Source organism: Halosaccharopolyspora lacisalsi, assembly GCF_014137975.1.
GTDB lineage: Bacteria > Actinomycetota > Actinomycetes > Mycobacteriales > Pseudonocardiaceae > Halosaccharopolyspora > Halosaccharopolyspora lacisalsi.
The window spans coordinates 145704-170709 of record NZ_JACGWZ010000002.1; the positions used below are offsets into that span (position 1 = coordinate 145704).

General features: G+C 68.6%; 21 protein-coding genes. 7 read left to right on the plus strand and 14 right to left on the minus strand.

Annotated features, from left to right (window positions below; translation table 11 throughout):
• Positions 1 to 15 precede the first annotated feature (15 nt).
• The 3 genes from FHX42_RS08430 to FHX42_RS08440 are packed head-to-tail and all read right to left on the minus strand — an operon-like array spanning position 16 to position 4751.
• A complete protein-coding gene (locus FHX42_RS08430) occupies positions 16 to 2187 on the minus strand; it encodes a thiamine pyrophosphate-dependent enzyme (protein ID WP_182543693.1) in 2172 nt (723 codons plus the stop codon).
• Positions 2184 to 3125, minus strand: a complete 942-nt coding sequence (locus FHX42_RS08435) for a LysR substrate-binding domain-containing protein (RefSeq protein WP_182543694.1) — start codon at positions 3123 to 3125, stop codon at positions 2184 to 2186. Before FHX42_RS08435 ends, FHX42_RS08430 begins: the two co-directional genes overlap by 4 nt.
• 45 nt (positions 3126 to 3170) lie before the next feature.
• A complete protein-coding gene (locus FHX42_RS08440; RefSeq protein ID WP_328795978.1) occupies positions 3171 to 4751 on the minus strand; it encodes an aldehyde dehydrogenase family protein in 1581 nt (526 codons plus the stop codon).
• Between the two features lie 207 nt (positions 4752 to 4958).
• Between FHX42_RS08440 and FHX42_RS08445 the strand changes: the two genes are divergently transcribed.
• The gene (locus FHX42_RS08445; protein ID WP_182543696.1) at positions 4959 to 5771 is read left to right on the plus strand and encodes a serine hydrolase; all 813 of its coding nucleotides are present in this window, start codon (positions 4959 to 4961) and stop codon (positions 5769 to 5771) included.
• Positions 5772 to 5836: 65 nt separating this feature from the next.
• On the opposite strand, the gene FHX42_RS08450 is transcribed toward FHX42_RS08445, so the two are convergent.
• Complete coding sequence (locus FHX42_RS08450) at positions 5837 to 6862, minus strand: aldose 1-epimerase family protein (protein ID WP_328795979.1); 1026 nt, start codon at positions 6860 to 6862, stop codon at positions 5837 to 5839.
• A 67-nt stretch (positions 6863 to 6929) separates the two neighbouring features.
• Positions 6930 to 7787: a hypothetical protein gene (locus tag FHX42_RS08455; RefSeq protein ID WP_182543697.1), complete on the minus strand. Its 858-nt coding sequence runs from the start codon at positions 7785 to 7787 to the stop codon at positions 6930 to 6932.
• Between the two features lie 509 nt (positions 7788 to 8296).
• On the opposite strand from FHX42_RS08455, the gene FHX42_RS08460 reads away from it, so the two are divergent.
• The 3 genes from FHX42_RS08460 to FHX42_RS08470 all read left to right on the plus strand — a co-directional run bounded on the left by FHX42_RS08460 (position 8297) and on the right by FHX42_RS08470 (position 11034).
• On the plus strand, positions 8297 to 9490 hold the full coding sequence (locus FHX42_RS08460) for a Glu/Leu/Phe/Val dehydrogenase dimerization domain-containing protein (protein ID WP_328795980.1): 1194 nt from the start codon (positions 8297 to 8299) through the stop codon (positions 9488 to 9490).
• Between the two features lie 233 nt (positions 9491 to 9723).
• On the plus strand, positions 9724 to 9927 hold the full coding sequence (locus tag FHX42_RS08465; RefSeq protein WP_182543698.1) for a cold-shock protein: 204 nt from the start codon (positions 9724 to 9726) through the stop codon (positions 9925 to 9927).
• A 165-nt stretch (positions 9928 to 10092) separates the two neighbouring features.
• Positions 10093 to 11034 (plus strand): NAD-dependent epimerase/dehydratase family protein, encoded by a 942-nt coding sequence (locus tag FHX42_RS08470; protein WP_328795981.1) that lies wholly within the window; start codon positions 10093 to 10095, stop codon positions 11032 to 11034.
• A 38-nt stretch (positions 11035 to 11072) separates the two neighbouring features.
• Here FHX42_RS08470 and FHX42_RS08475 read toward each other — a convergent pair whose 3' ends face one another.
• From FHX42_RS08475 to FHX42_RS08500, 6 genes are all read right to left on the minus strand, one after another.
• Entirely contained in the window at positions 11073 to 11249 is a 177-nt protein-coding gene (locus FHX42_RS08475; RefSeq protein WP_182543699.1) for a hypothetical protein, read from the minus strand.
• Between the two features lie 78 nt (positions 11250 to 11327).
• Complete coding sequence (locus tag FHX42_RS08480; protein ID WP_182543700.1) at positions 11328 to 12125, minus strand: enoyl-CoA hydratase-related protein; 798 nt, start codon at positions 12123 to 12125, stop codon at positions 11328 to 11330.
• Positions 12126 to 12225: 100 nt separating this feature from the next.
• On the minus strand, positions 12226 to 12666 hold the full coding sequence (locus FHX42_RS08485) for a thioesterase family protein (RefSeq protein ID WP_182543701.1): 441 nt from the start codon (positions 12664 to 12666) through the stop codon (positions 12226 to 12228).
• Positions 12663 to 13625 carry a 3-hydroxyacyl-CoA dehydrogenase NAD-binding domain-containing protein gene (locus FHX42_RS08490; RefSeq protein WP_182543702.1) on the minus strand — a complete coding sequence of 321 codons (963 nt, stop codon included), beginning with the start codon at positions 13623 to 13625 and terminating at the stop codon, positions 12663 to 12665. The genes FHX42_RS08485 and FHX42_RS08490 overlap by 4 nt, the downstream gene beginning before the upstream one ends.
• Position 13626: 1 nt before the next feature.
• Positions 13627 to 14514 carry a BKACE family enzyme gene (locus tag FHX42_RS08495; RefSeq protein ID WP_182543703.1) on the minus strand — a complete coding sequence of 296 codons (888 nt, stop codon included), beginning with the start codon at positions 14512 to 14514 and terminating at the stop codon, positions 13627 to 13629.
• An 84-nt stretch (positions 14515 to 14598) separates the two neighbouring features.
• Positions 14599 to 15459, minus strand: a complete 861-nt coding sequence (locus tag FHX42_RS08500) for a TetR/AcrR family transcriptional regulator (RefSeq protein ID WP_328795982.1) — start codon at positions 15457 to 15459, stop codon at positions 14599 to 14601.
• Positions 15460 to 15734: 275 nt separating this feature from the next.
• Here FHX42_RS08500 and FHX42_RS08505 point away from each other — a divergent pair, with 275 nt between their 5' ends.
• Complete coding sequence (locus tag FHX42_RS08505) at positions 15735 to 17441, plus strand: BCCT family transporter (protein ID WP_328795983.1); 1707 nt, start codon at positions 15735 to 15737, stop codon at positions 17439 to 17441.
• A 78-nt stretch (positions 17442 to 17519) separates the two neighbouring features.
• The gene (locus FHX42_RS08510) at positions 17520 to 18941 is read left to right on the plus strand and encodes an MFS transporter (protein WP_328795984.1); all 1422 of its coding nucleotides are present in this window, start codon (positions 17520 to 17522) and stop codon (positions 18939 to 18941) included.
• A 154-nt stretch (positions 18942 to 19095) separates the two neighbouring features.
• On the opposite strand, the gene FHX42_RS08515 is transcribed toward FHX42_RS08510, so the two are convergent.
• The 3 genes from FHX42_RS08515 to FHX42_RS08525 all read right to left on the minus strand — a co-directional run bounded on the left by FHX42_RS08515 (position 19096) and on the right by FHX42_RS08525 (position 23333).
• On the minus strand, positions 19096 to 20556 hold the full coding sequence (locus tag FHX42_RS08515) for an amino acid permease (RefSeq protein ID WP_182543705.1): 1461 nt from the start codon (positions 20554 to 20556) through the stop codon (positions 19096 to 19098).
• An 82-nt stretch (positions 20557 to 20638) separates the two neighbouring features.
• Entirely contained in the window at positions 20639 to 22756 is a 2118-nt protein-coding gene (locus FHX42_RS08520; protein WP_182543706.1) for a catalase, read from the minus strand.
• Between the two features lie 88 nt (positions 22757 to 22844).
• Entirely contained in the window at positions 22845 to 23333 is a 489-nt protein-coding gene (locus FHX42_RS08525; protein ID WP_182543707.1) for a VTT domain-containing protein, read from the minus strand.
• Positions 23334 to 23537: 204 nt separating this feature from the next.
• On the opposite strand from FHX42_RS08525, the gene FHX42_RS08530 reads away from it, so the two are divergent.
• Positions 23538 to 24983, plus strand: a complete 1446-nt coding sequence (locus FHX42_RS08530) for an acyl-CoA synthetase (protein WP_182544209.1) — start codon at positions 23538 to 23540, stop codon at positions 24981 to 24983.
• The last annotated feature ends 23 nt before the right edge of the window (positions 24984 to 25006 follow it).

Here is a 25006-nt window from a genome sequence, read left to right on the forward strand (position 1 = left end):
TCCTCGGCGACGGCCTCACACCATGTTCAGGGCCGCCTGTTCGATGGTGCTCTCGTCGAGAAGGACGTGGTGCGCGGCCGGGCCGAGCGGGATGAAGCTGTCCTCGCTGGTGACACGCCTGATGGTCCCCGCGAAACCGCCGTCGACCAGTGCGGTGACCACCGGCTCGGAGACCCCGCCGCCGCGGCGGGTCTCGTCGGCGACGAGTACCCGGCCGGTGGCGCGGGCCGCCTCCAGGAGGTCGTCCACCGGCAGTGGCGCCAACCAGCGCAGGTCCAGGACCCGGACGCCGATGCCGTGCCGGTGGTGCAGCCGCCGTGCCACACGCAGGCTCATCGCCAGTCCGTTGCCGTAGGTGACCAGGGTGAGGTCCGTGCCGTGACCGTGCGTACGCGCCCGGCCGACGGGAACGTGGGCATCGGGAGCGGGGGCGAGCCAGCCCTCGTCGCCGGTCTCGTGCAGGTCACGCGTGTGGTAGAGGGCGATCGGTTCGAGGAACACGCACACCCTGCCCTCCTCGTGCGCCGCGGCCACGCAGGTTCGCAGCATCGCCGCCGCGTCGTCGGGACGTGCCGGGGAGGCCACGACGACGCCGGGCATGTCCCGCAACGCCGCCACGCTGTTGTCGTTGTGGAAGTGCCCGCCGAAGCCCTTCTGGTACGCGTAACCGGCCACGCGTACGACCATCGGGTTGCGGTAGCGCCCGTCGGAGAAGAAGCTCAGCGTGCCGGCCTCGCCGCGCAACTGGTCGGCGGCATTGTGCAGGTAAGCGAGATACTGGATCTCCGCGACGGGCAGCAGACCGGCCGGGCCCGCGCCGAGCGCGGTACCGAGAATGCTCTGCTCGTCCAGGAGGGCGTCGAAGACCCGTATCCCTCCGAACCGCTTGCGCAGACCTCGCGTCACCCCGTACACGCCGCCCTTGCGGGCGACGTCCTGGCCGAAGACCAGCACGCGGTCGTCCCGGGCCAGTTCGTCGGCGAGCGCGCGGTTGATGCTCTGGGCCAGGGTGAGTGCTTCGGAAGCACCACCGTTGTCCGCGAGCCGGGTGGCCCTGCGAGCCACCGCCTCAGGCCGGGTGCGGGAGATCGCGGCCATGACCTCGCGCGAATCGGCCAGTTTGGGGCGTTCGAGCACCTCCTCGGCGATGCGGGCCACCTCGCGCCGTTTCGCCTCGTAGTGCTCGACGACTTCGTCGGGGGACAGGATCCCGTGCCGGACGAGAGCCCGCGCGGTCGCCAACACCGGATCGTGGTCGTAGTCCGTGGCGATCTCGGTCCGTCCGCGGTAGCCGGACTCCACGTCCGAGCCCGCGTGCCCCATCAGACGCACGGTACGCAGGTGCAGCAAAGCCGGGGCGCGATTCCGGCGTACCCACTCGGTCGCCCGGCGGGCGACGTCGAGGCACCGGAGCGGATCGTCACCGTCGGCGGTGAAAAAACGCAGTCCCGGTCGGTGCGCGTAAGCCGACTCGATCCATCCCGGGGGCGTGCGCACGCTGATCCCGATCCCGTTGTCCTCGCACACCATCAGCAGTGGCATGGGCAGGCCCTGATACGCGCAGTGCAGGGCCGTGTTGATCGCGCCGGTGGCCGTGGAGTGGTTCGCCGACGCGTCACCGAAGCTGGTCACCACCACGGAGTTCGGCGACCACTCGTGGTCCGCCCCCAACCTGTTCGCACGGTCGAGGCAGAAGGCCAGCCCGACCGCGCGCGGGAGGTGGGAGGCGATGGTCGAGGTCTGGGGAATGACGCCGAGTTCGGCGTTGCCGAAGACCTTGTGGCGCCCCGCCGAGATCGGTTCGTCGGCGGAGGCCACCACTCCCAGCAACACGTCCCGCAACGGGTCGCTGCCGGGGAGCTGTCGTGCGCGCTCCAGGTAGAATCCGCCGGAGCGGTAGTGCAGCAGGGCCGGGTCCGAGGGGCTCAGCGCCGCGGCGACGGCGGCGTTCGATTCGTGGCCGGAGGACCCGATGCTGTAGAAGCCGAGACCGCGCGCTCCGAGCTGCCGCGCGGCGAAGTCCAGGTGCCTGCTGCCCAGCTGGGAGTCGAACAACTCCAGGAGGCGGGACCCGGTGTCCCCGGGCAGCGGTTGTCGCGGGCTCGCACGGGACTGCTCGGCGAGGCCGGTGACCACCGTCAGGAAGTGCTCGTCGATCGCCTCGCGCTTGGCGGGTGTGGTGGTCACGGCGCCTCCGGCTCGTAGTGGGCGCTGTCGCCGCGCCAGCCCTCGGCCACGGCAGCGCAGGACTTGGCCAGCTGGTCCAGCGCGATCGGCAGCAGCGGGTTGGTGTTCTGCTTGCGGTAGAGGGCCTTGACCCGGCGGTACGGTTGCCGCCCGGCGAGGCGCGTGACCCGCACGTGCTCTTCGGACACCGCCAGTCCCGGCAGGACCGCCGTACCCAGGCCGCGGGCCACCAGGTCCCGGATCACCGCGTAGTCGTTGCTGCGGAAGACGATCTCCGGGATGAAGTCGCTGGCAGCGGCCAGCCGCACCAGCGAGCGGGCCCCGGACGTGTCGTGGCGGGTGCAGATCCACCTGTCGGCGGCGAGGTCGCCCAGTCGTACCTGCTCGGCCGAGGCCAGTCGATGCGTTTCCGGCAGGGCCAGCAGCAGCGGCTCCGCCAGCAGCTCCTCCGCGCACAGCTCCAACGGCCACTGCCGGGGGTCGAGGTCGTACTCGAAGACCACGGCGGCATCCACCCGGCCGTCCAGCACGCCACCGATCACCTCGTCCGGGTCGCCCTCGTCGAGCTGGACCTCGGCGTGCGGGCACCGGTCCACTACGGCGCCCAGCACGTCCGGCAGGACGCGGGCGTTGGCCGTGGCGAAGCTGGCCAGCCGCAGGCTGCCCTCGTCCCCGACGACCATCGCCCGCACCTCGCGTTCCAGCGAGTCGAGCGCCCCCAGCACGTCCCGGCTCCGTTCGGCCAACCGCCGCGCGAGCGCGGTGCTGCGAGCACTGCGCGCGGAACGCTCGAACAGCGCGCCTCCCACCGAGCGTTCCAGCAGCACCATCTGCTGGGACACCGCCGAAGCCGTGTACCCCAGGGCGCGGCCGGCCTCGGCGAAGGAACCGGTGCGGACGCACTCCTGCAGGGTGCGCAGGTGAATCGGGTTGAGCACGAAGGTGCCTCGGCAATCACACGTCGCGGCACAGCGGGAAACGGCTTATGCGTGGCCGCGCAGTTGTGCGGGCAACCGGTAGTCCAGCTCGGGCTCGACGGTGTCGACGTCCATCTGGGCCTTCTGCAACGTGCCGGAGAAGTCCCAGTTCAGCGACTGCCACCGGGTGAACTGGTCGATCACCCACATGCCGGACAGTCGCCCGCCGTTACCGGAACGGCCGTTGCCGCCGAACGGCAGGTGCGCCTCGGCGCCGGAGGTGGAGTTGTTGGCGCTGACCATGCCCGCGCCGATGCCCTCGCGGAAGCGGAACGCGGTGGCCGGATCGGTGGTGTAGACCGCCGCCGACAGGCCGTATCCGGGAGCGTTGCCGAGTTCGATGGCCTCTTCGAGCGTGTCGTAGGTGGTGATCCCCACGATCGGCCCGAAGGTCTCCTGCAGGAACACCGTGTCGTCGCTGCGCATCCCGTCCAGCAGCACGGGGTGGTAGTACAGGCCCGTCGAGGGATCACCGCGGAAGGTAGCGCGCGGGGCCGAGTCGCCGATCCGGCCGACGGACTCGGAACCGAGCACCTTGTGATGCCCACCGATCTCGTCGAGGATTCGTTCGAAGTTGTCGGCGAACTTCTGGTCCAGCATCGGTCCGTAGAGGACGTCCCCGGTCGGTTCGCCGATGACGGCGGCGCGCAGTGCCTCGTCCAGCCGTGCGGTGAACTCATCGTGCACGTCGTTGTGCACGATGAGATTTCCGAGCGAGGTACAGCGCTGACCGGCCGTACCCCATCCCGAGAATAGAGCACCCTGCACCGCCAGGTCGAGGTCGGCGTCCGGCGTCACCACCATGGGGTTCTTGCCGCCCAGCTCCAGGCAGGGGCTCTGCAGGTAGCGCCCGCACAGCTCACCGATCCGCGAACCGACCGCGCTGGACCCGGTGAATCCGACCTTGTCGACGACACCGGCCTGCAGCGCCCTTTCCAGACCCTCGAAAGTGGCCGTGCCGTCGGCGTAGACGAGATTGAGCACGCCCCCGGGGACTCCGGCGCGCCAGGCCAGTTCGGCCAGCGCCCGCGCGGTCGCCGCCGCGTACTCGGCGGGCTTCCAGACCACCGCGTTGCCGCACAGCAGAGCGGGGACCAGATACCAGGACGGGACGGCGACGGGGAAGTTGCCCGCCGTGATCACGGTGGCCACTCCGACCGGCTCGCGGAAGGTGAACAGTTGCTTGTTCGGCATCTCCGAGGGCACGGTCTGCCCGTAGAGCCTGCGGCCCTCGCCCACGAAGAAGTCGCAGGTGTCGATGATCTCCTGGACCTCGCCGAGGGCCTCGACGTAGGGCTTTCCGATCTCGCGGGTGACCAGCCCGGCCAGCGACTCCTTGTTCGCCTCCACCAGGCGACCGAAGCCGGCGATCACCCGCCCGCGCAGGGGAGCCGGGACCCGCGCCCACTCGCGCTGGGCCGTTCGAGCGTGTTCGGCGGCGTCCAGGAGGGTCCCCGGTCCCGCCAGCCGGACCCGCGCGACCACGTCATCGAGCCGTGCCGGGTTCCGCGACAGGTACTCGCCCGTTTCCTCCGTCGCCCCCCTTCCCTCCGGGCCGATCACGCAGCTCCACGTCGTCGACTCCACCGACACGCACCTCTTCCCACTCGCTGGTCGTCCTGCGGCCGCCCGTCACTGTGTCTCACGACACCGGCGTTGACCTACGGCCACCGTAAACGTCCACGGGGCGATGTGCGCCAGAATCAGTACGGCGATTCCTGTTGCCGCTGAGCATCAGCGATGCTGTTGCCCGCCGTGCCCGTCCCGGGCACATGATGCGGTAGAACGGGCGGGATGACCTTCGCCGAACGACTGCGGGAGCTGCTTCCCGATCCCGCGGAGTTCCCCGGCCGGACGAGCATCGCCGCCTGGGTTCTCGACGAGTCCGACGCGGTGACGTGGGACTCGCGACGTCCGGTGCAGGCGGCCAGCACGATCAAGGTGCTGATCCTGATCGCGATGTTGCGCCGGGTTCGGGACGGGGGGCAGAGCCTGGACGTCGAACTGCGGCTGCCCGAACCGGAACGGCGCGTCGGTGGTACCGGCGTTCTGGGGGAGCTGACGAGCGTCGACCGGCTCAGTCTGGCCGATCTGCTGACCCTGATGATCGTGGTCAGCGACAACACGGCGACGAACATCGTGATCGATCTCCTCGGCGTCGAGGCGATCGATGCCTGCGCTCGCGACCTCGGTTGTACGGACACCCGGGTGCAGCGCCACCTGATGGACGTCGACGCGATGCTCGACGGGCTGGACAACACCACCACCGCCATGGACCAGGCGCGTGTGCTGGACGCACTGGCTCGGGGAACGGCCCTGCCCGAAGACCTGACCCGCTACGCATTGGACGTGCTGTCCCGCCAGCAGGTCCGCGACCGGCTTCCCGCGCTGTTGCCGGTGAGCGCACGGTGCTGGAACAAGACGGGCGAGCAGCCCGCCCTCCGCCACGACGTGGGACTGATCGGCACCGGCGAGCGTCCGCGGGCCGTGGTCGCCGTGCTGGTCGACGAACTCACCGACGAACGCTCCCGCACCGACTACCGGGGAGGACCCGCCTGTGATCTCATCGCCGACCTCGGCGCCCGCGTCCACGCGGCGCTGCGATGACCCGGTTCTCGCGGACGGGTTCAGGAGGTGGTTACTGCTCCGGGGCGGTGTCGGCGCCGGTGCGCTCAATCGTTCAGCGTCTCGACCTCGATGACGAGGGTGTACGAGCGGGACTCGCCCGGTTGCAGGTACGGCAGTTCCCCGGCGGCCCGCGCCGCGGCGCGACCGGTGATGACCCGGCAGTTGGCCGGCTCGATCCCCAACACGTACGTGCCGGCCCCCAGCATCTTCCACTGGAACAGTCCGGGTAACGCCGTGGTGTCGAAGCGGATCGCCAGTGCCAGTCCGCGAGCGGCGTTGTTCAGCTTGACCTCGACCTGCCCGGACTCGGCGAACTCGTGACGAAAGACCTGCTCGGCGAAGTCGGTTTTCGGAGCGGTGAAGGTGTTCCAGGACGCGAGGCCGAGCTCGGCCTGCGCGTCGCGGGCGACAGGGCTGCTGCCTGGGATGCTCAACGTGCTGCTCTCGTCCAGCAGGGGCCAGCCGAGATTCATGTGGTAAAGCACCATGTGCGGATGCGGCTCGAACCCCTCGTTGGTCACCGTGTCGGTCACGGTGATGGTTCGGGAACCGAGTTCGGTGCCGATGCTGCGCGACAGCGTCAGGTTCTCGCCGAACAACCGGGCCTGCTGCAGCTGCCCCGTGACCTCGAAGCGATAACCCCCGGCGACGGGGTCCTGCCGGGTGTTGACGTCGTGGGCCGGAATACCGCTGGCCCGTCCGTGCAGGCCGAGCTCCTCGCCCCGGTCGGTGTTGGCGGCACCGAACTGGTCCAGTCCGCAGGTCGTGAGCAGCCCTCCTCCGAAGGCGCGTTGCCACTGGGCGCCACGGTGCTCGGCCAGCGAGGGGGAGACGTGGCCGGCGGGCGAGATCCAGGCCAGCGGAACACCCCGGAAGCTCGCCGCCCCCAGGTCCAGGCCGCGGTCGGGCAGCACGTCGAAGACCAGTCCGGAACCGGACCGCACCTGGTAGCGACGCGCACCCCTCGCGGGGCCGTCCTCCTCGGAAAAGCGCTCGATCCCCCCGAGCTGTGCGAGGGAACCGACCCGGTCGCGCCACTGCGTCGTCGATTGGTCGTCCAGAAACCACACGCCCGCGATCCTGTCACGACGCCGCGGGCGGCCGAGCGTGCGTGTCCCTCGCCCGAACCATCGCACTTCAGCCGCCGTGCTCACCGGTGATCGCCGAGACGGCCAGCTCCCTGGTCTGCTCGCCGACTTCCGGTACCTGAAATCCCTGGCGTCGGATGTGCTCGACCAGCTCGGTCTCCGGGGGCACGTTGTGCCGGCGCAGGTAGTAACCGACCGCACCCGGCCAGATCCAGTCCCCGTCGGTGTGGAAGGTCAACGGCACCGATGCGGCCGCCTCCGGGTCCAGCTGATCCGTGTCGTAGCTGCGAGCCGCGAGCACGATCGGCGCCCGTTCGAGGTACTCGATGATCTGAGCTCGTTCCTGCGGACCGACCACGGGACGGTCGGCGACCGGCCTGCCGGCGCCGTCGGCTCCGTCGAAGACCTCCGCCTTGCGCAACTCGGTGACGTCCGCGTTCCCCACGTCCGAGGTGGGCAGTCCGGCCCGTTCCGCCAGCCATCCCGGGATGTTGTGCTCGGCCCTGGGGTAGTGGTGCAGTTCGGCGTCGAACTCCGCCGTGGTGGGGACACCGCGCCACGAGGGCTCGTAGTCGCCGTTGAAGTCGACGCTGTAGCTACCCGGGCGTTGCAGCTGATACAGCGCGCTGATCCACGTGCCGCGCTCGGGTTGGTGCATACCGTGGCGCAGTTCGTCGAACATCGGTTCGATCTCCGCCGGTGGGGTGAGAGGAACCAGGGTGCCGTTGGGGGCCTGCAATTGTGCGGCGAGCTCACGGTGCGAGCCCACTGCCCGGTATTCCACGCTGGCTTCCTGCCAGCCGGGGGGCAGCATCTGCACGATCACGCGACCGATTTGCTGAATCAGCTCCTGCTGCCCTTCCTCGGTCAGTGATCCCGGCTGGATCGGGGGTTCCGGTTGGCTCATGACTGCATCCTCCCAGTCGGACGGTCAACCCTCGGTGTGGTTTCGCGCGAGTCCGGCGACGCGTGACGGTGCCATCGTCGCAGCAGCTTAGGATCTCGTCGTTCGCACCTACGAGATCCTGTGTCCTCCGGCAGGGCGAAGGAGGCTCGCGCGGCCGCTGTTGCCGGGATCTCAGCCCGTGCGCAGTGCTGTTCGTCCGAATCCGGTGACCACCGGAACGTCCGAGAGAAGGATTGTTGACAATCAGACTCAGCCGGGTTTAGCTTCCAGTTATCGTCAGTGTGAGCGGAGGTGACCATGTGGACGCGTGAGCGCGAGTATCCGCGTCGACTCCGTTGGTTGTCCTCTTCGTCGTTGTGGCTGCGACATTCGTGAACCGCGCTACCGCCACGGGGAACACGGGCGGGTAGTGCGTCCGACGGGCCGTTCGGCCCGACGCTTTTCATTTTCACCAGTGGGTGCCGCGAGTTGCGGTACCCGTTCGACGTCTCGGGAAGGAGGTTCGGCCGGTGGCACTCGTGGACTGCGACCCGCTGATGAGGGTGACGTGGGCGGACCCGGTGACGGGCAAACGCGGATACTTGGTCGTGCACAGTCTCGTGTCCGGCCTCGCCACCGGCGGGACCCGGATGCGTGCCGGGTGCACGATGGCGGAGGTGGAGGATCTGGCACTGGGCATGGCACGCAAGACCGCCGTGTTCAACCTGCCGGTCGGCGGCGCCAAGGGAGGCATCGACTGCGATCCGAAGGATCCCGGGGCCAAGGACGTGCTGCACCGCTTCGTCGAGGCGATGCGGCCGTGGATCGACGCCCACTGGGTGACCGCCGAGGATCTCGGCGTGCCGCAGCACCTCATCGACGAGGTCTTCGAAGAGGTGGGACTGCAGCAGTCCTACCACGCCGCGATCCGGCGTGCCCCCGACGCGGAGCACACGTTGCGGCGCATTCGCGCCGGACTCAACGCACCGGTCCCGGGAGGACTGCTGCTCGGTGATGTCGTCGGCGGCTACGGCGTGGCCCAGAGCTGCTTGGGAGTGGTCCGCTCCCGTGGCTGGCAGGAGGACCGGACGACGGTGGCGGTCCAGGGGGTGGGCACCATGGGCGGCGGAGCCGCCTGGTACCTGCACGAGGCGGGCCTCCGGATCGTGGCGGTGGCCGATGCCGCCGGCACCCTGTACCACCCCGACGGGTTGGACGTCCCCGCGCTGCTGGAATCGCGTGATCGCTTCGGAGAGATCGACCGCACGCAGGTGCCCGAGGACGTGCACCGGTTCTCGCGGGACGAGGTCCTGGCCACCGATGTGGACATCCTGATCCCCGCCGCCGTGTCGTACGCGATCACCCCGCAACGGGTGCCGGAGATCCGCGCGAAGGTGATCGTCGAGGCGGCTAACACCCCGGTCACGGCCGAGGCCGAGAACCAGCTCGCGAGCGGGGGAGTTCCGGTGATCCCGGACTTCGTCGCGAACTCGGGTGCGGTGGCCTGGGCGTGGTGGTTGCTGCTGGGGCGGGTCGACGCGGATCCGGTGCTGTCGTTCAGCGTGCTGCGTGAGGAGATGTTGGCCAAGATGCCGCCGCTGCTGGAGGCGTGGGACGCCGACGGAACCACTCCGCGAGTCGCGGCCCTGGAATTGGCCGATCAGCACAGCGAGCACAATCGTGCCGCCGAGGCCGAGGGGCGGAGGTTGGCCACCATTCCCTAGTGGTCGCGCGGATGACAGTCCTTCGCGGGGGTGCTAGCGTGGGGACGTTGCAGTTGTGGTTCCCACCAGTCCGGTATCCAGCAGTACGGTTTCGAGCAGTACTGGAAAGTGCCTGCGGCATCCCGTGACGCAGGCACTTTGTTGTGCCGGAGGCCGCTCGGCCAGGGTGATCATCTCGGCGACTTTCGGGGGTCTGCGCAGTGTCGACCCTGGCTGGAGTAGGAGACTGAAGAATGGCTACCGGCACCGTCAAGTGGTTCAATGCCGAAAAGGGATTCGGATTCATCACCCCGGATGAGGGTGAGTCCGATGTGTTCGCCCACTACTCGGCGATTGACGCCAGCGGTTTCCGCACGCTGGACGAGAACCAGCGTGTGGAGTTCGATATCACCCAGGGCCCGAAGGGTCCGCAGGCCGCTCAGATCCGTAGTATCTGAGTTCACCTGTTCGTTTCCACTGGCCCCACGTTCCTGCGGAGCGTGGGGCCAGTGGTGTTTGGGGCGGGTTCGTGGTCGCATTCAGTAATCGAATTTCATACGAACCGGTGACTCGGCGCGGGGTAGGCTTCTCCCGATTGATGTCGATCGTCGTGCGAGGTGCTGGTGCCCCTGCGTGTGTTCGTGGCCGGTGCGACCGGAGCGGTCGGAAATGCGCTGCTTCCACGGTTGCGGGAACAGGGCCACCACGTGACCGCTCTCGTGCGGCAGGCCGGCCGTGCCGAGGCGCTCGGCCCCGTCGACGGTGTCGCCACCGCCGACGTCCTGGATCAGTCCGCACTGCGGGAGGCTCTGCAGCGAGCTCGCCCCGATGTCGTGGTACAGCAGCTCTCCGGCTTCCGCGATGTCGACGTCACCGAAGGTCTGCGTCGCACCGCTTGGCTGCGTGACCGGGGGACGCGCAACCTGGTGTCGGCGGCCGTCGAGGCCGGAGCGCACCGCGTCGTCGCCCAGAGCGCGGCATCGGCGTACCTCCCGGAGGGCCACGAGATCCTCGACGAGGAAGCGCCGCTGTGGACGGACGCCCCCGGCCGGTGGGGCGAGTCGGTACGTGCCGTGGAGACCTTGGAGGACGCGGTACTGACCTGCCCGGACATCGAGGGGGTGGTGCTGCGCTACGGCGTGCTCTACGGTCCCGGTACCTCGTACGCGTCCGGTGGTGCCGTGCACGCCCTGGTTCGCGGCAGTGCCTTACCCATGGTCCGTGAGGAGGCGGGGCTGACCTCGTTCACCCACGTCGACGACGCGGCCGGTGCCGCGCTGGCCGTGCTGACCGAGGCGGAACCGGCCGCTTACAACGTGGTCGACAACGAACCCGCCGAGATCACCGAATGGCTTCCCACCTACGCACGCATGATCGACGCTCCCGCTCCGGTGTCGTTGACGCTGGAACAGGCGAGAGGTCAGCTCGACTGGCTCACGGTGCACCAGCTCACCGAGCGGCGCGGTGCCACGAACTTCCGCCTCCGCGAGACGCTGGGCTGGCGACCTTCCTGGCCGAGCTGGCGCGAGGGATTCGCCGACCTGTTCGGCCTGTGGCCGAGCTGAGGCACCGGGGGAACGTCCGGATCGGCCCGCTGGTCGGATCACCCCGGATCGTAGGGGTCGTCGTCGGGAACGACGTAGCGTTGCTCGGCCACGTCGGCGGGATTGGCGTCCGGCGGCGTCTCCGTCATGTCCGCGACGAGCCCCTCCTCCTCGGAGTCCTCCCGGCCCTGCTGAACCTGCTCGATGGCGTCGGCTTCCGGCGTTTCGAAGTCCATGCGAAAACTCCTCGCTTCGGCGCTGGTTACTGCCACCAATGTAACCGTCGCCGCCGTGCGGCGAGTCGTCGCGAACGCTTACTGCTCCAGTGGGGGAAAGTCGGGCGGACGGCGCTGTTGGTGGCTGCGCGCGCCCTCGGTCACGTCGGGTCTGCGGAACGCGTTGATCATTCGCTCGCCCGCGTCGGCCGTGGCGGTTTCCAGACCGGTGTCCAGTCCGGTGTAGACCTGCTGTTTGATGTCGGCCATCGAGGCGGGAGAGCACTCCGTCGCCAGCGCGCGCGCGTAGGTCAGCGCGGCATCGAGGACTTCCTCCTCCGGAAGTACCCGATCGACCAGACCCAGTTCGTGCGCCTCGGTCCCCGGCAGGGTCCGCGCGGACAACAGCAGATCGAGCGCTCGGCCGACTCCCACCAGCTTCGGCAACAGCCAGGCCAGCCCGTACTCGGCGACCAGCCCGCGCTTGCTGAAGGCCGTGGTGAACTTCGCGTCCCGCGCCGCGAAACGGATGTCGGTGAACAGGGCCGCGACGAGTCCGACCCCGGCCACCGGCCCGTTGATCGCCGAGATCACGGGTTTGCGTATCCGGATCGGCAGTGACAGGGCGTGTCCGCCGGAGGCGGCCTCCTCCGGGGCGACCTCGGCCAAACCGGCGATGTCCGCCCCGGCGCAGAAGCCGCGTCCGGCACCGGTCAGCACGATCGCCCGCACTTTCCGGTCGGAGTCGGCCCGCTCGAGGAGCTCGAGGTAGCGCTGCTGCATCGTCGCGGTCCAGGCGTTGAGCCGGTCCGGCCGGTTGAGGGTCAGCAGCAGAACTCCCTCACGCCGTTCGACCAGCACCTCGTCGGTGTCCGCGGAGTCGTCTCCGTCCGGCACGCCATCACCTCCGCCGTGGTTACCAGCAAGCTACCCAGCTGTGATCCACGACTCAACCGGGGGCGGCCGTCCGCCGCGGACGGACACCCCCCGGAATGCCTCAACCGATCGAGCGACCGGCGTAGTGCGGGGGTGTTTCGGTGAGCGCGCCGATCCGCCGTGCCACCTCGTCCGGGAACTCGACGGCGCGGCCCTGCTCGCCGTCGACGTGCAGGGCGAGGACCTCCTCGGTGGCCACGACCTCCTCGCCGAGGCTCATCTCGTGGCAGATCCGCAGCTTCTTGGCGCTGCCGCCGACGACGTGCGTGGTCACGACCAGCTCGGACTCGGGTCCGACCTCCCGCAGGTACCTGACGTGTGCTTCGACCGTGTACAGCGAGCACCCGGTGCGTCGCCGGTACTGCTCGTCCAGGCCGATGTGCTCCATCAGCGCGTCGGTGGCGAAGCCGAAGACCAGCACGTAGTAGGCCTCGCTGAGGTGCCCGTTGTAGTCGATCCACTCGTCGCGGACCTGCTGACGCAGCGGGGGCGGAGCGGTCACGAGGCCCCCTTCCGGACGTTGTCGACGACGCGCATGACCTCGATGATGGCGCGGTCGCGGTCGGCGACGAGCTCGGCGATGTCGCGTCCCTCGGCGGCCTCCTCGCACCCCTCGACCATGCGGTTGCGCAGCTCGTCGGTCAGCTCGGGCGCTTCCAGCCGCGTCCACGGCGACTTCAACGACGGCCCGAAGTGGTCGAGCATGTGGGCCATGCCGCCCTCACCGCCGGCGAGGTGGAAGGTCAGGCACGGTCCCAGCAGCGGCCAGCGCAGCCCGGGGCCCTCGGTGATGGAGGCGTCGAGCTGGGCGGGAGTGGCTTCGCCGTTGGCGACCATGTGCAGGGCCTCCCGCCAGATCGCCTCCTGGAGGCGGTTGGCGATGAAGCCGGGGACCTCGTGGTCCATCGTGATGACCGACTTGCCCGCGACCTCGAAGAACTCCGAGGCCCAGCGCACCGCCGACTGATCGGTCTTCTCACCGCCGACGACCTCGACCAGCGGAATGAGGTACGGCGGATTGAAGGGGTGACCCACCACGAGTCGCTGCGGGGTGGGGCAGTCGACCTGCATCTCGGTCATCCCGTGACCCGAGGTGGAGGAGGAGATGACCACGTCGGTCGGGGTGGCCGCGTCGATGCGGGCCAGCAGGTCCTGCTTGATCTCCAGCGTCTCCGGTGCGCTCTCCTGGACGAACTGGGCCTCGGCCACGGCCTCTTCCAGGGTCGACGCGACCGTGAGGTGCTCGCGCGAGGCCCCCTCGGCGAGACCGAGTTCGGTCAGGGCGGGCCAGGCTGCCTCGACCAGCCGTCGCAGCTTGTCCGCGGCGTCGTCGGCGGGGTCCCACGCGGTGACGCGATAGCCGCGCGCGAGGAAGTGCGCGACCCAGCCGCCGCCGATCACTCCCGCGCCGACGCAGGCGACGTGGGAGACGCCCTCGGGGGAAACGGTGTACTCGGTCAACTCATGCCCTCCGCTTCAGTCCGAGCTTCTCGCGTGCCTGCTCGGGGGTGGCGATCCTGGAGCCCATGCCCTCGACGATCGAGACCGCCCGCTCCACGAGCTGGGCGTTGGTGGCCTTGACCCCCTTGCTCAGGTACAGGTTGTCCTCCAGCCCGACCCGGACGTGTCCGCCGAGCAGCGCCGACTGGGCCACCCAGGGCAGCTGGTTGCGGCCGATGGAGAAGCTGGCCCAGTTGGAGTCCGGGGGCAGCATGTTGACCATCGCCTGCAGGACGCCGGGATCGGCCGGTGCGCCGTAGGGGATTCCCATGCACAGCTGGAACAGCGCCGGGGCGTCGATGAGGCCCTCGTCGATGAGCTTGGTGGCGAACCACAGCTGCCCGGTGTCGAAGATCTCCATCTCCGGTTTCACCCCGAGCTCCTGGATGCGCCGAGCACCGGCCCGCAGCATGTCCGGAGTGCTGATGTAGAGCTGGCTGCCGTCGCCGAAGTTCAGCGAGCCGCAGTCCATCGTGCAGATGTCGGGCAGCAGCTCCTCGACGTGGGGTAGCCGTTCCAGACCGTTGACCAGGTCGGTGCCGTCCACCGGCTTGTGCGGGTCCTCCTGGGAGATGAACAGGTCACCGCCCATTCCCGCGGTGAGGTTGACGACCACGTCCACGCCGGAATCGCGGATCCGGCTCATCACCTCGCGGTACAGCGCGACGTCGCGGGAGCCCTGGGTGGTCTCCACGTTGCGCACGTGGATGTGGACCACGGCCGCACCGGCGTTGGCGGCGTCGACGGCCGAGGTCGCGATCTGCTCCGGTGTGACCGGCACGTGCTCGCTGCGGCCGGCCGTGTCGCCGGCTCCGGTGAGCGCGGCTGTGACGATGACTTCGTTGTTCATGCTCGGGATCCCTTCCGGGAGGAAAAGCCGCGCGGGGTGTCGCGCGGTGGGCATCGGTTGCTTGCTGCCTGCCGGGCGCGTGGGTCAGGGCCGGACGATCTCGCGGTGGACGAAGTCCCGCAGTGTCCGATGCATCCCCTCCACCGACCGGCCCGGCCGGTCGGTCATGACCTGGATGCCGAGGCCGTCGATGAGCGCGGTCAGCGTCATCGCCAGCTCGTCGGGGTCGGTCTCGGCGAACACGCCCTGCTGCTGGCCCTGACGGATCGTGTGGGCGATCGTGTCGTGCCAGCGGTTGTAGGAGTCGGTGTGCAGCACCCGCAGCTCCGGTCGCAGCGTGCTTTCGTTCCACACCTGCATCCAGATCGACCACTCCAGTCGCAACAGGCCCGGTGTGGGCAGTTGCAGCTCGACCAGCCGCAACAGTCGCTCGTGCGCGTCGTCGATCATGTGCAACTCGGCCACCTGGCGGTCGAACGCCAGTCGCACCGAGTAGCGCAGGGTCTCCGTGAGCAGGTCGTCGCGGCCGGGGAAGTAGTAGTGGATGGTGGCCGCGCTGGTCCCGCACGCCTTGGCGACGTCGGCGATCCGGACCGAGTGGTACCCGCGTTCGGCGATCAGGTGCCATGCGGCATCCAGGATCTGCTGGTAGCGCCCGGCGTCCTGGGAGTGCGTGAGCTCGACCTCGGTGCGCGCCGACCGCCGCGGCGCCGCCGCCACGGTGTCGGCTTCGTCGCTGCCGTTGATCAACCAGTTCACCGTGACGTTGCCGACCTCGGCGATCCCGGTGAGCTCGGCGGGCGTGAACCGTCGAGTACCCGCCAGGGACTTCGACAGCTTGGTCGCCTCCAAACCGATCAGCTCGGCGAAGGCCCGCTGGCTTCGCGGGTGCCGTCGCAGGATGTCGCGCACCCGTTCACGCAACCCGTCCGTCGTGCTCTCCACGGTGGAGAACACTAACAAGGCATTGCGAAAATCGCAACGATGCGGCTGTGTTGCGGTTCGGCGAGATGCTTTGTCACGCGACGTGGCCATTGAATTAGTCTGCTGCCCTGCTAAGATGTTCGCTCGGGTTGACTGGTGACGCTGAGTGGTTCAGAGTGACCTCTCAACGAACGACTGGCACATCAGTCGAATCGCAACGGCCGCGCCGTGGCGCTCAGTGTGGAGCGCCCGCGCCGGGATGGCCGTGTTCGACATCGACGTCGGCGCTGTGGCCCGTGCCCGCCCGACGCCTGGTTCGTGCTTGCTGTGTCGACGGGTTTGCGCACGAGTGCCCGTCGCGAATCCTTGGAGGTGCTTCCGCAATCGGTGGTGCAACCGGAAGAGTCCGGATCGACAAACAGGTTTTCTGGTGGTCGCTGCTGCTCGTGGCGGTCATCTGCGTTCCGGTGATGATCGCCCCCGAGCGGGGAAAACAGGCCCTCGACGCCGTGCTGGGAGTGCTGACCGGCGAGTTCGGGTGGCTGTACCTGTGGTTCGCCGTGGCGGTCTTCGGCTTCCTGGTCTGGCTGGCCTGCAGTCGGTACGGGCGGGTGAAGTTCGGCGACCCCGACGACAAGCCCGAGTTCTCCACGCTGAGCTGGATGTCGATGATCTTCACCGCCGCCATCGGCGGCGGGATCATGTACTGGGGTGTGATCGAGTGGGCGTACTACTACAACGACCCGCCGATGGGGATGGCCCCAGGGAGCGTGGAAGCCGCGCACTGGTCGGCGACCTACCCGTTGTTCCACTGGGGCTTCACCGCGTGGGGCCTGTTCTGCCTGCCTGCGCTCGCGTTGGCCTACGTCTACCACGTGCGCAAACAACGGACCCTGCGGCTCAGCGACGCCTGCCGGGGCGTCATCGGTGATCGTGCGGACGGCTGGCTCGGCCGCCTCATCGACGTCCTGTTCATCTTCGGCCTCGTCGGGGCCGCCGGAACCTCGCTGGGTCTGGAGGTGCCCGTCGTCTCCGACGGGCTCGCCACGCTGACCCCCCTGTCGAAGGGGGTGCCGCTGGACATCGCCGTGGTGGTGATCTGGACCGTCCTGTTCGGCGCGAGCGTGTTCCTCGGCCTGCAGAAGGGGCTCAAGCGCCTCGCCGACTTCAACGTCTGGCTGGCCTTCGCGCTGGGTGCGTTCATCCTCGTGGCAGGGCCGACGGTGTTCATGCTCGACACGTTCACCAACAGCGCAGGCATCCTGCTGCAGAACTTCGTGGAGATGAGCTTCTACACCGATCCCGTGGGAGGCTCCGGCTTCGAGGAGGAGTGGACCATCTTCTACTGGGGCTGGTGGATCTCCTACGCGCCCTTCGTGGGCCTGTTCGTGGCCAAGATCTCCAAGGGGCGCACCATCCGCGGCATGATCGCGGGGATGTGCCTGGCGGGCAGTGCCGGGTGCTGGCTGGCGTTCACCCTGCTGGGCAACACCGGCCTGTACTACGAGATCAAGAACATGGTGCCGGTGGCCGACATCGTCGCCTCCCAGGGCGACACCGCCGGGATCATGGCGACGTTGACGAATCTGCCGCTGGGCACCGTGGTGCTGACGATCTTCGTGGCCCTGGTGATCGTGTTCCTGGCCACCACGCTGGACTCCTCGGCCTACACCATGGCGGCGGTGGCCTCGCGGGAGATGCCCCGGGGCAGTGATCCGGCGCGCTGGCACCGCGTGTTCTGGGCGGTCGTGCTGGCCGGTGTCTCGCTGGTGCTGATGTACGTGGGAGGCCTCGAGGCCCTGCAGACGCTGTCCATCATCACGGCTTTCCCGCTGATCTTCGTGCTCGGTGTCGTGCTCGTGTCGTTCTACCGGTGGCTGAAGGCCGACCACGGGCCCGCGGTGCCGAAATCCGTGCCCGAGAACCCGGCCCAGGAGGGGACGATCCCCCCACCGGAGTCGGACGAACCGGAACCGCTTACCACGAGCACCTCCGCGCACTGAGGCCCGGTCGAGTGTGGCGACCACCGAGTCCGCGTGGTGAGCTGTGGTCGTGTTTGCACCACGGTGGATGAGGCGAACGTGACTCACTCGGAATCCGACTCGGCGCGAACCGGTCAGGCGCAGGACCACCGCTGGAGAGTGCTGGGACTGTGCCTGGCGGCGGGTTTCATGACCCTGCTGGACGTGAGCATCGTCAACGTGGCGCTGCCGTCGATCCAGCAGGGCCTGGACGCTTCTCCCACGGCGTTGTCCTGGGTCGTCTCCGGATACGCCCTGACCTTCGGACTGGTGCTGGTACCCGCGGGGAAGCTGGGGGACCGGATCGGGCGCAGTCGCATGTTCGTGATCGCGCTGCTGGCCTTCACGGTCGCCAGCGTGCTGGCCGGAGCGGCCCAGGGCGCGACGTGGCTGGTGGTGGCCCGGCTCCTCCAGGGAACGGCCGGCGGCCTGCTCAACCCGCAGATTCTCGGGTTGATGCAGCAGGAGTTCCGGGGACACGAGCGGGGCAAGGCCTTCGGGGCCTTCGGGGCCGTGGTGGGTGTTTCCACCGCGATCGGACCGCTGCTGGGCGGGCTGATCATCCAGCTCGCGGGTAGTGAGCACGGATGGCGCTGGGTGTTCCTGGTCAACCTGCCCATCGGGGTCGTGGCGCTGGTGCTGGCGATGCGGTTCCTGCCGCGCAACGTGGTGCACGGGCGCACGGAGGGCACGGACATCGTGGGGGTGGCCCTGCTCGGCACCGGCATGGTCTGCCTGCTGTTGCCCTTGGTGGAGGGCGGTGGCGACGTCTGGTACCTGTTCGTCGCGGCGGTGGTGCTGCTCGGGGCGTTCGTGTTCTGGGAGCACCGCTACCGACTGGCCGGACGCAGTCCGCTGGTGAACCTGCGGCTGTTCACCAACCGGCGCTACACCTTCGGCTCCGGCCTCGGGACGGTCTACTTCGCCGGCTTCACCGGTATTTTCTTCGTGCTCGCGGTGTACTTCCAGCGCGGCCTCGGCTACACGGCGCTGGAAGCCGGATTGGCACTGACGCCGTTCGCGGTGGGCTCGGCCGTGTCGGCGGCCCTGAGCGGGCGGATCGTGCACCGCTTCGGTCGCAAGCTGGTGCTGGTGGGCCTGGTGGGGGCGCTGGTGGGACTGCTGGCCACGGATCTGCTGCTGGCCACCGGCCTCGGCGCCGCAGCCGGACTGATCACCGCCCTGCCGCTGCTGGTGGCCGGGGCCGGCAGCGGGATGGTGATCTCGCCGAACCAGACCGTGACGCTCAGCGAGATCGACGTCGCGCACGGCGGCACGGCGGCGGGGGTGCAGCAGACCGGGCAGCGGATCGGATCCGCCCTGGGAATCGCCACCGCTTCCGGCCTGTTTTTCCGAGCCCTGTCCGACGGCTACACGGCCGCGATCTCTACCGGCCTGATCGTCTCGGTCTCCTTCGTGGGACTGGCCCTGCTGGTGGGGTTGGCCGAGCTCGTCGTCGACCGCCTGCGCCCGATCGCTTAGGGGGCGAGGGCCGTCGGAGCCGAAGAGGGGCTTCGACGGCGTTCTGGCTCGTCGCGGAGCGAGGGTCAGTTCGCGCGGTGAGCGTCGCTCGGACCGGCACCGACCTCTTGTGCGTCGAGCCCGCGGACCGCTCGGGCGGCCCGCGGGCTCGACGTCACTCCGCCTCGGTGGGGCTGGTGGTCCGGGAGGACAGCCGGGAGTTGCGGCGTCCGTAGCCGACGTAGATCGCCAGTCCCAGCAGCAGCCACACCCCGAAACGGATCCAGGTCAGGACGTTGAGGTTCATCATCAGGTAGAGGCAGGCCAGTGCGGTGAGGATCGGCAGCCACGGCGACAGCGGCACCCGGAAGGGACGGTTGAGGTTCGGCTTGCGGTGGCGCAGCACCGGCACGGCCAGCGCGACGATGAAGAAACCGGACAGCGCCCCGATGCTGACCATGTCCGCCAGCTCGGTGATCGGGACGAACCCGGCGATCAGCATGATGAGGCCGGCTCCGAGGAGGGTCACCCGGTGCGGCGTGCCCCAGCGGGGGTGCACCTGGGAGAGCTTGCGGGGCAGCAGCCCGTCGCGGCTCATGGCGAAACCGATCCGGCCGATGGTGACCAGTTCGACCATCATCACCGAGGTCAGTCCCAGCACGGCGCCGAAGCCGACGAGGGCGGCGATCCAGTGCGCCCCGACGTCGGTGAACGCCGCCGACAGCGGTGCGGCGACGTTGATGTCGCGGTAGTCGACCATGGAGGTCAGCACGAAGGACACCGCCACGTACAGCACGCTGCACACCGCCAGGCTGCCCAACAGGCCCACGGGAAGGTCCCGCCGGGGATTCTTGGTCTCCTCGCCCATGTTGGCCAGCGATTCGAACCCGGTGTAGCCGAAGAAGACGATGGCCGCGGCTGTGAGCACTCCGCCGAACCCGTATACGGACTGCTTCCAGCCCAGCAGCGCCGAGAGGAGGGGCTGCTGGGTGGCGTCCGCGCTGACCTCGGCGGGTTGGGCCGGCGGGATGAACGGGTCGAGGTAGGCGGCGTTGAAGAAGAACAGGCCGGCCACGACGACCAGGACGCACACCGAGACCTTGAGGATCACCAGTGTGTTGGTGACCCACGAGGACTCCCGGATGCCGGCCACGGCCACGGCGGCGAGCACCGCGATGATCAGCATCGCTCCGATGTTGACCGTGGAGTCCTCCCCGAACCACTGCTCCGGCAGTCCGAGCAGACTGGCCACGTAACCCGACCAACTTCGGGAGACCACCGAGGCGCCGAGGGCGAACTCCAGCAGCAGGTCCCACCCGATGATCCAGGCGAAGATCTCGCCCAGCGTGGCGTAGGCGTAGGTGTAGGCGCTACCCGCCGTCGGCACGGCCGAGGCGAGTTCGGCGTAGCACAGCGCGGCGAGCCCGGCCACGACAGCGCCGATGAGGAACGATATGACCACGCCGGGCCCCGCGTGGTCCTTGGCCTCGACACCGGTGAGCGTGAAGATACCGGAGCCGATGATGATTCCGATTCCCCAGCCGGTCAGATCCCTGCCGGAGAGTCGACGCTTCAGTCCCGCTCGTTGGCCCCGGTCGAGGACGTCCTCGACGGGGATCGTTCGCAACACACTCACGAAGGAGCACCGTACGCGGAAACAGGGCGCATGTTCACCTTTCCCGTCATGTGGGAGAACGGTGAACTGCGCCCTGATTCGCTCATGCGGGGACGTGGCTGGTGTCCCGGTCCCACACGCGGTGACCGGCCAGCGTCGAGGCGAACTCCTCGAAGAACTCCGAGGGCAACGAGCCCTCGTTGCTCACGGCCGTGATGACGCCGTGGTCGTTGGCGACCGATTGCGAGTCATCGGCGTGCCGCACTCCGTTGACCCCGGCCCGCTGGAGCATCGCCACGCCCTCCTGGCTGGCGGCCACCGGCTTGAAGTGCTTGTAGGCCTCGGTGACGAAGTGCACGCTGTAGCCGTCGGCGGAGAGGTTCTGCACGCTTTCGCCGGTGCCCGGGACGACGACCGCGTCGAACACCACCGAAGCCAGGGTGTCGATGCGCGCGTCGACCTGCACGTGCCCGGAGCTGCTGGCCCGCACCGAGCCGTCCCGCAGGCTCAGGACCTGGGGCACCGCCCCGCGGTCGGTCAGTTCCTGCTTGATCTGCTCCACCTCGCCGGAGTCGACCCCGTCGGCGACGAGCACGGCCACCTGGCGGGTGGCGATGGTGTCCTTGACCGAGTTCTCCTGGCTCAACGCCGGTGAGCTCTTGCCGTGGTTGCTCCGCGCGGCCGTGCTGGGAGGTGTGACCCCGACGCCTTCGGCGACCGCCACGGCCAGGTCGTGGTCGACGTGGTTGAGGTGTTCGACCACTCCCTCGCGGATGTGGGTGTGCTCGACCTTGCCCAGCTCGAAGCGGAACGCGGAGATGATGTGGTCCTTCTCCCAGTGGGCCATGCTGTTCCAGAACAGGGTGGCCTGACTGTAGTGGTCCTTGAAGCTCTCGCTGCGCTTGCTGATCTTGGCCCCCTCGACCTTTTCCTGGTAGTGCCGGAAGACATCCTGGTCATCGGCCATCGCGGGGCATCCTCCGGAGAGGCTGTTCTTGTGGTACGTCGCCTTGCTGGTGTGCACCCGGTTCTGTTGGAAACCGTCGCGCTGATGGGTGGAGATGTCGCTGATGGCGCGGTTCACCGGCAGGTAGGAGAAGTTCGGCCCGCCCAGGCGGATCAGCTGCGTGTCGAGGTAGGAGAAGTTGCGCGCCTGCAGCAGGGGGTCGTTGGTGAAGTCGATGCCCGGCACGACGTTGGCCGTGTGGAAGGCGACCTGCTCGGTCTCGGCGAAGAAGTTGTCCGGATTGCGGTTGAGCGTCAGCTTGCCCACCGGCTGGACCGGCACCTCCTCCTCGGGGATGATCTTGGTGGCGTCGAGCAGGTCGAAGTCGAAGTCGTGCTCGCGGGACTCGTCGACCAGCTGCACGCCCAGCTCCCATTCCGGGTAGTCGCCGTTGGCGATGTTCTCCCACAGGTCCTGCCGGTTGTAGTCGGAGTTCTTGCCCGCGATCTTCTGGGTCTCGTCCCAGACCAACGAGTGGGTGCCGAGCATGGGCTTCCAGTGGAACTTCACGAACGTGCCCCTGCCCTCGGCGTTGACGAGCCGGAAGGTGTGGACGCCGAAGCCCTGCATCATCCGGTAGCTGCGGGGGATCGCGCGATCCGACATCAGCCACATCATCATGTGCATCGTCTCGGGCTGGAGCTGCACGAAGTCCCAGAGCGTGTCGTGCGCCGAGGCGCCCTGCGGGATCCCCGTGTCGGGTTCAGGCTTCACCGCGTGCACGAAGTCGGGGAACTTGATCCCGTCCTGGATGAAGAACGCCGGCATGTTGTTGCCGACGAGATCGTAGTTGCCTTGGCTGGTGTAGAACTTGGTGGCGAAACCCCGCACGTCGCGCACGGTGTCGTTGGACCCCTTGGAGCCCTGCACGGTGGAGAACCGCACGAACACCGGGGTCTGCTCCTGCGGGTCGGTCAGGAACCGCGCGGCGGTGTAGTCCGACAGCCACCCGCTGTAGGGCTGGAACTGACCGTAGGCACCGGATCCCCGAGCGTGCACAACCCGTTCCGGGATGCGTTCGTGGTCGAAATGAGTGATCTTCTCGCGGGTGTGGAAGTCCTCCAGCAGCGTGGGGCCGCGTTCCCCGGCGGTGAGGGCGTCGTCGGTGTGGTCGATCTTCACGCCCTGCTGGGTGGTGAGGTTGGTGTCCTGGGGATCCTTGCGCACCTGGTCGAGTTGTTCGTCCTTGGCGTCGCGACGGCTTTGGGAAGCCATGAATAACCTCCGGCAAATGACAGACACTGCTGTCCGGGGATGCCCAACAGTGGCGGTGGCTATGCGCGGTGGCCCGAACACGGTCGGTCTAACCGAACAGCGGCAGGTGACGTATCAGTTCGGGGGCGCCCGCCACGATCAGGAAGTGGATGGTGCGGCCGAGGAAGCTCACTCCCAGGAAACCGAGGGCACCGATCCCGGCGGCACCCACGGCGAAGCACATCACGGTGAACGGTGGCAGGCTGGCGACCGCGCCGACGAACAGGACCATCAGCGCCCACCACGGTTGCCGTTCGGCGCGGTGCTGGAACCTCCACATCCACTTCGCCCAGCGACTGTCACTGCCGACCGCGGTCATCCGGCTCATGCGCCGTCCGAGGGTGAGACTGCCGCGCCCAGCGAAGTAGAGCAGGGTCTTGCCCGCCAGCTGCCCCACCGTGGCGGCCAGCGCCAGTGCCCACCACGGCACGCCGTTCACCGCGGAGACCGCGCCGATCAGGTAGAGCTCGATATTGACCAGGGGGAACACGCTCCCCAGCGCGGCCGTGCCCGCCGTGGTCAGCAGCCAGCCCCTCATCCGCCTCGCCCCGGACGTGGTGGCCGGGTGCGCACGAGCATCGAAAGGACTCCAGGGGGCGCGGACGGGAACGCTCCAACGGTACCGGGGTGTGCTCACCCGGTCGCCGGTGTGGTTGTGCGGCCACCTCGGGTGGTGATGTGGTTGCTCGGGTGGTGGTCGTTCCGGCTACCCGCGGTGTTGATCGAGGAGGCGTACGTGAGCATGGTTTCCGAACGGCAGTCGTTGTTCCCGGGGTTGCGGGATCCGGGGGAGACCGAGGCGATCCGGTTCGACGAGCGCGTGTTGAGCTACACCGATCTCGCCGGAGTCACCGCGAACCTGGCCGAGCGCATCGGTTCGGCGCGGTGCGTGGCGGTGTGGGGCACTGCCTGCCCGGAGACCTGCGCCGCCGTGGTCGGGGCACTGGCGGCCGGTGCGGCGGTGGTGCCGCTCAATCCGAAGCTGGGTCGGCGCGAGCTCGCTCACATCGTCGCCGACAGCTCCCCCGAACTCGTCCTGGCCGCCTCGGACTTCCCCGCGCCGGAAGCACTCGACGGGATTCCGGTCCACCACGTCGACCTCGAGGCTCGGGGTGGTGAGCTGCCGGAGGAGCCCCCGGAGGAGGACGCGGCACTGATCGTCTACACCTCGGGGACCACCGGGCCGCCGAAGGGGGTGGTGCTGTCGCGTCGGGCGATCCGGACGAATCTCGACGCGGTGGCTCGTGCGTGGGAGTGGACGCACCGGGACGTGCTCGTGCACGCGCTGCCGCTGTTCCACGTGCACGGCCTGATTCTCGGCACGCTCGGACCGTTGCGGCTGGGCGGCAGCGTGCGTCATCTCGGGAAGTTCTCCTCGCGGGCCGTGGCCGACGAACTCGCCGGTTCCGCCACGATGCTGTTCGGGGTCCCCACCATGTACCACCGGCTCGCCGAGGACGCCGAGCAGCAGCCGGACATCGCGGAATCGGTGGGCGGGGCACGGTTGCTCGTCTCGGGGTCGGCGCCGCTTCCCGCCGTCGAGCACCAGCGAATCACGCGCCTGACCGGTCAGCGGGTCGTCGAGCGCTACGGCATGAGCGAAACGATCATGAACTGCGGGGTGCGGGCCTCGGGAGATCGCAGGCCCGGGTACGTGGGCCCGCCCTTCGACGGCGTGGAGCTCAAGCTCGTCGACGAACAGGACCAGGAGATCACGGTCAGTGATGACGAGACCGTCGGCGAGATCCTCGTCCGTGGCTCGAACCTGTTCACCGAGTACCTCAACCGTCCGGACGCCACCGCCGAGGCCTTCCTCGACGGCTGGTTCCGCACCGGTGACGTGGCGACCAGGGCCGCCGACGGCTACATCCGCATCGTGGGTCGCCGAGCCACCGACATCATCAAGAGCGGCGGTTACAAGATCGGGGCCGGCGAGATCGAGAACGTGCTGCTGGAGCATCCGGCAGTGGCCGAGGTCGCCGTGACCGGGGAGCAGGATCCGGACCTCGGCGAACGCATCGTGGCGTGGGTGGTGCCCGCCGCGGAAGAGCAGGTCGACGAGGACGCCCTCGCCGAGCACGTCGCCGGACTGCTCACTCCGCACAAGCGTCCGCGTGTCGTTCGTGTCCTCACGGAGCTGCCGCGCAACGAGATGGGAAAGGTCATGAAGAAGGCGCTGCAGAGCTGAGGCGTTTTCGAAGCTTCCTGGTC

Coding starts and splice junctions, on each gene's coding strand:
- FHX42_RS08445 (WP_182543696.1), top strand. CDS start 4,959: ATGACCTTCGCCGAACGACTGCGGGAGCTGCTTCCCGATCCCGCGGAG.
- FHX42_RS08520 (WP_182543706.1), bottom strand. CDS start 22,756: ATGGCTTCCCAAAGCCGTCGCGACGCCAAGGACGAACAACTCGACCAG.
- FHX42_RS08525 (WP_182543707.1), bottom strand. CDS start 23,333: ATGAGGGGCTGGCTGCTGACCACGGCGGGCACGGCCGCGCTGGGGAGC.
- FHX42_RS08495 (WP_182543703.1), bottom strand. CDS start 14,514: ATGAACAACGAAGTCATCGTCACAGCCGCGCTCACCGGAGCCGGCGAC.
- FHX42_RS08530 (WP_182544209.1), top strand. CDS start 23,538: ATGGTTTCCGAACGGCAGTCGTTGTTCCCGGGGTTGCGGGATCCGGGG.
- FHX42_RS08465 (WP_182543698.1), top strand. CDS start 9,724: ATGGCTACCGGCACCGTCAAGTGGTTCAATGCCGAAAAGGGATTCGGA.
- FHX42_RS08455 (WP_182543697.1), bottom strand. CDS start 7,787: ATGAGCCAACCGGAACCCCCGATCCAGCCGGGATCACTGACCGAGGAA.
- FHX42_RS08475 (WP_182543699.1), bottom strand. CDS start 11,249: ATGGACTTCGAAACGCCGGAAGCCGACGCCATCGAGCAGGTTCAGCAG.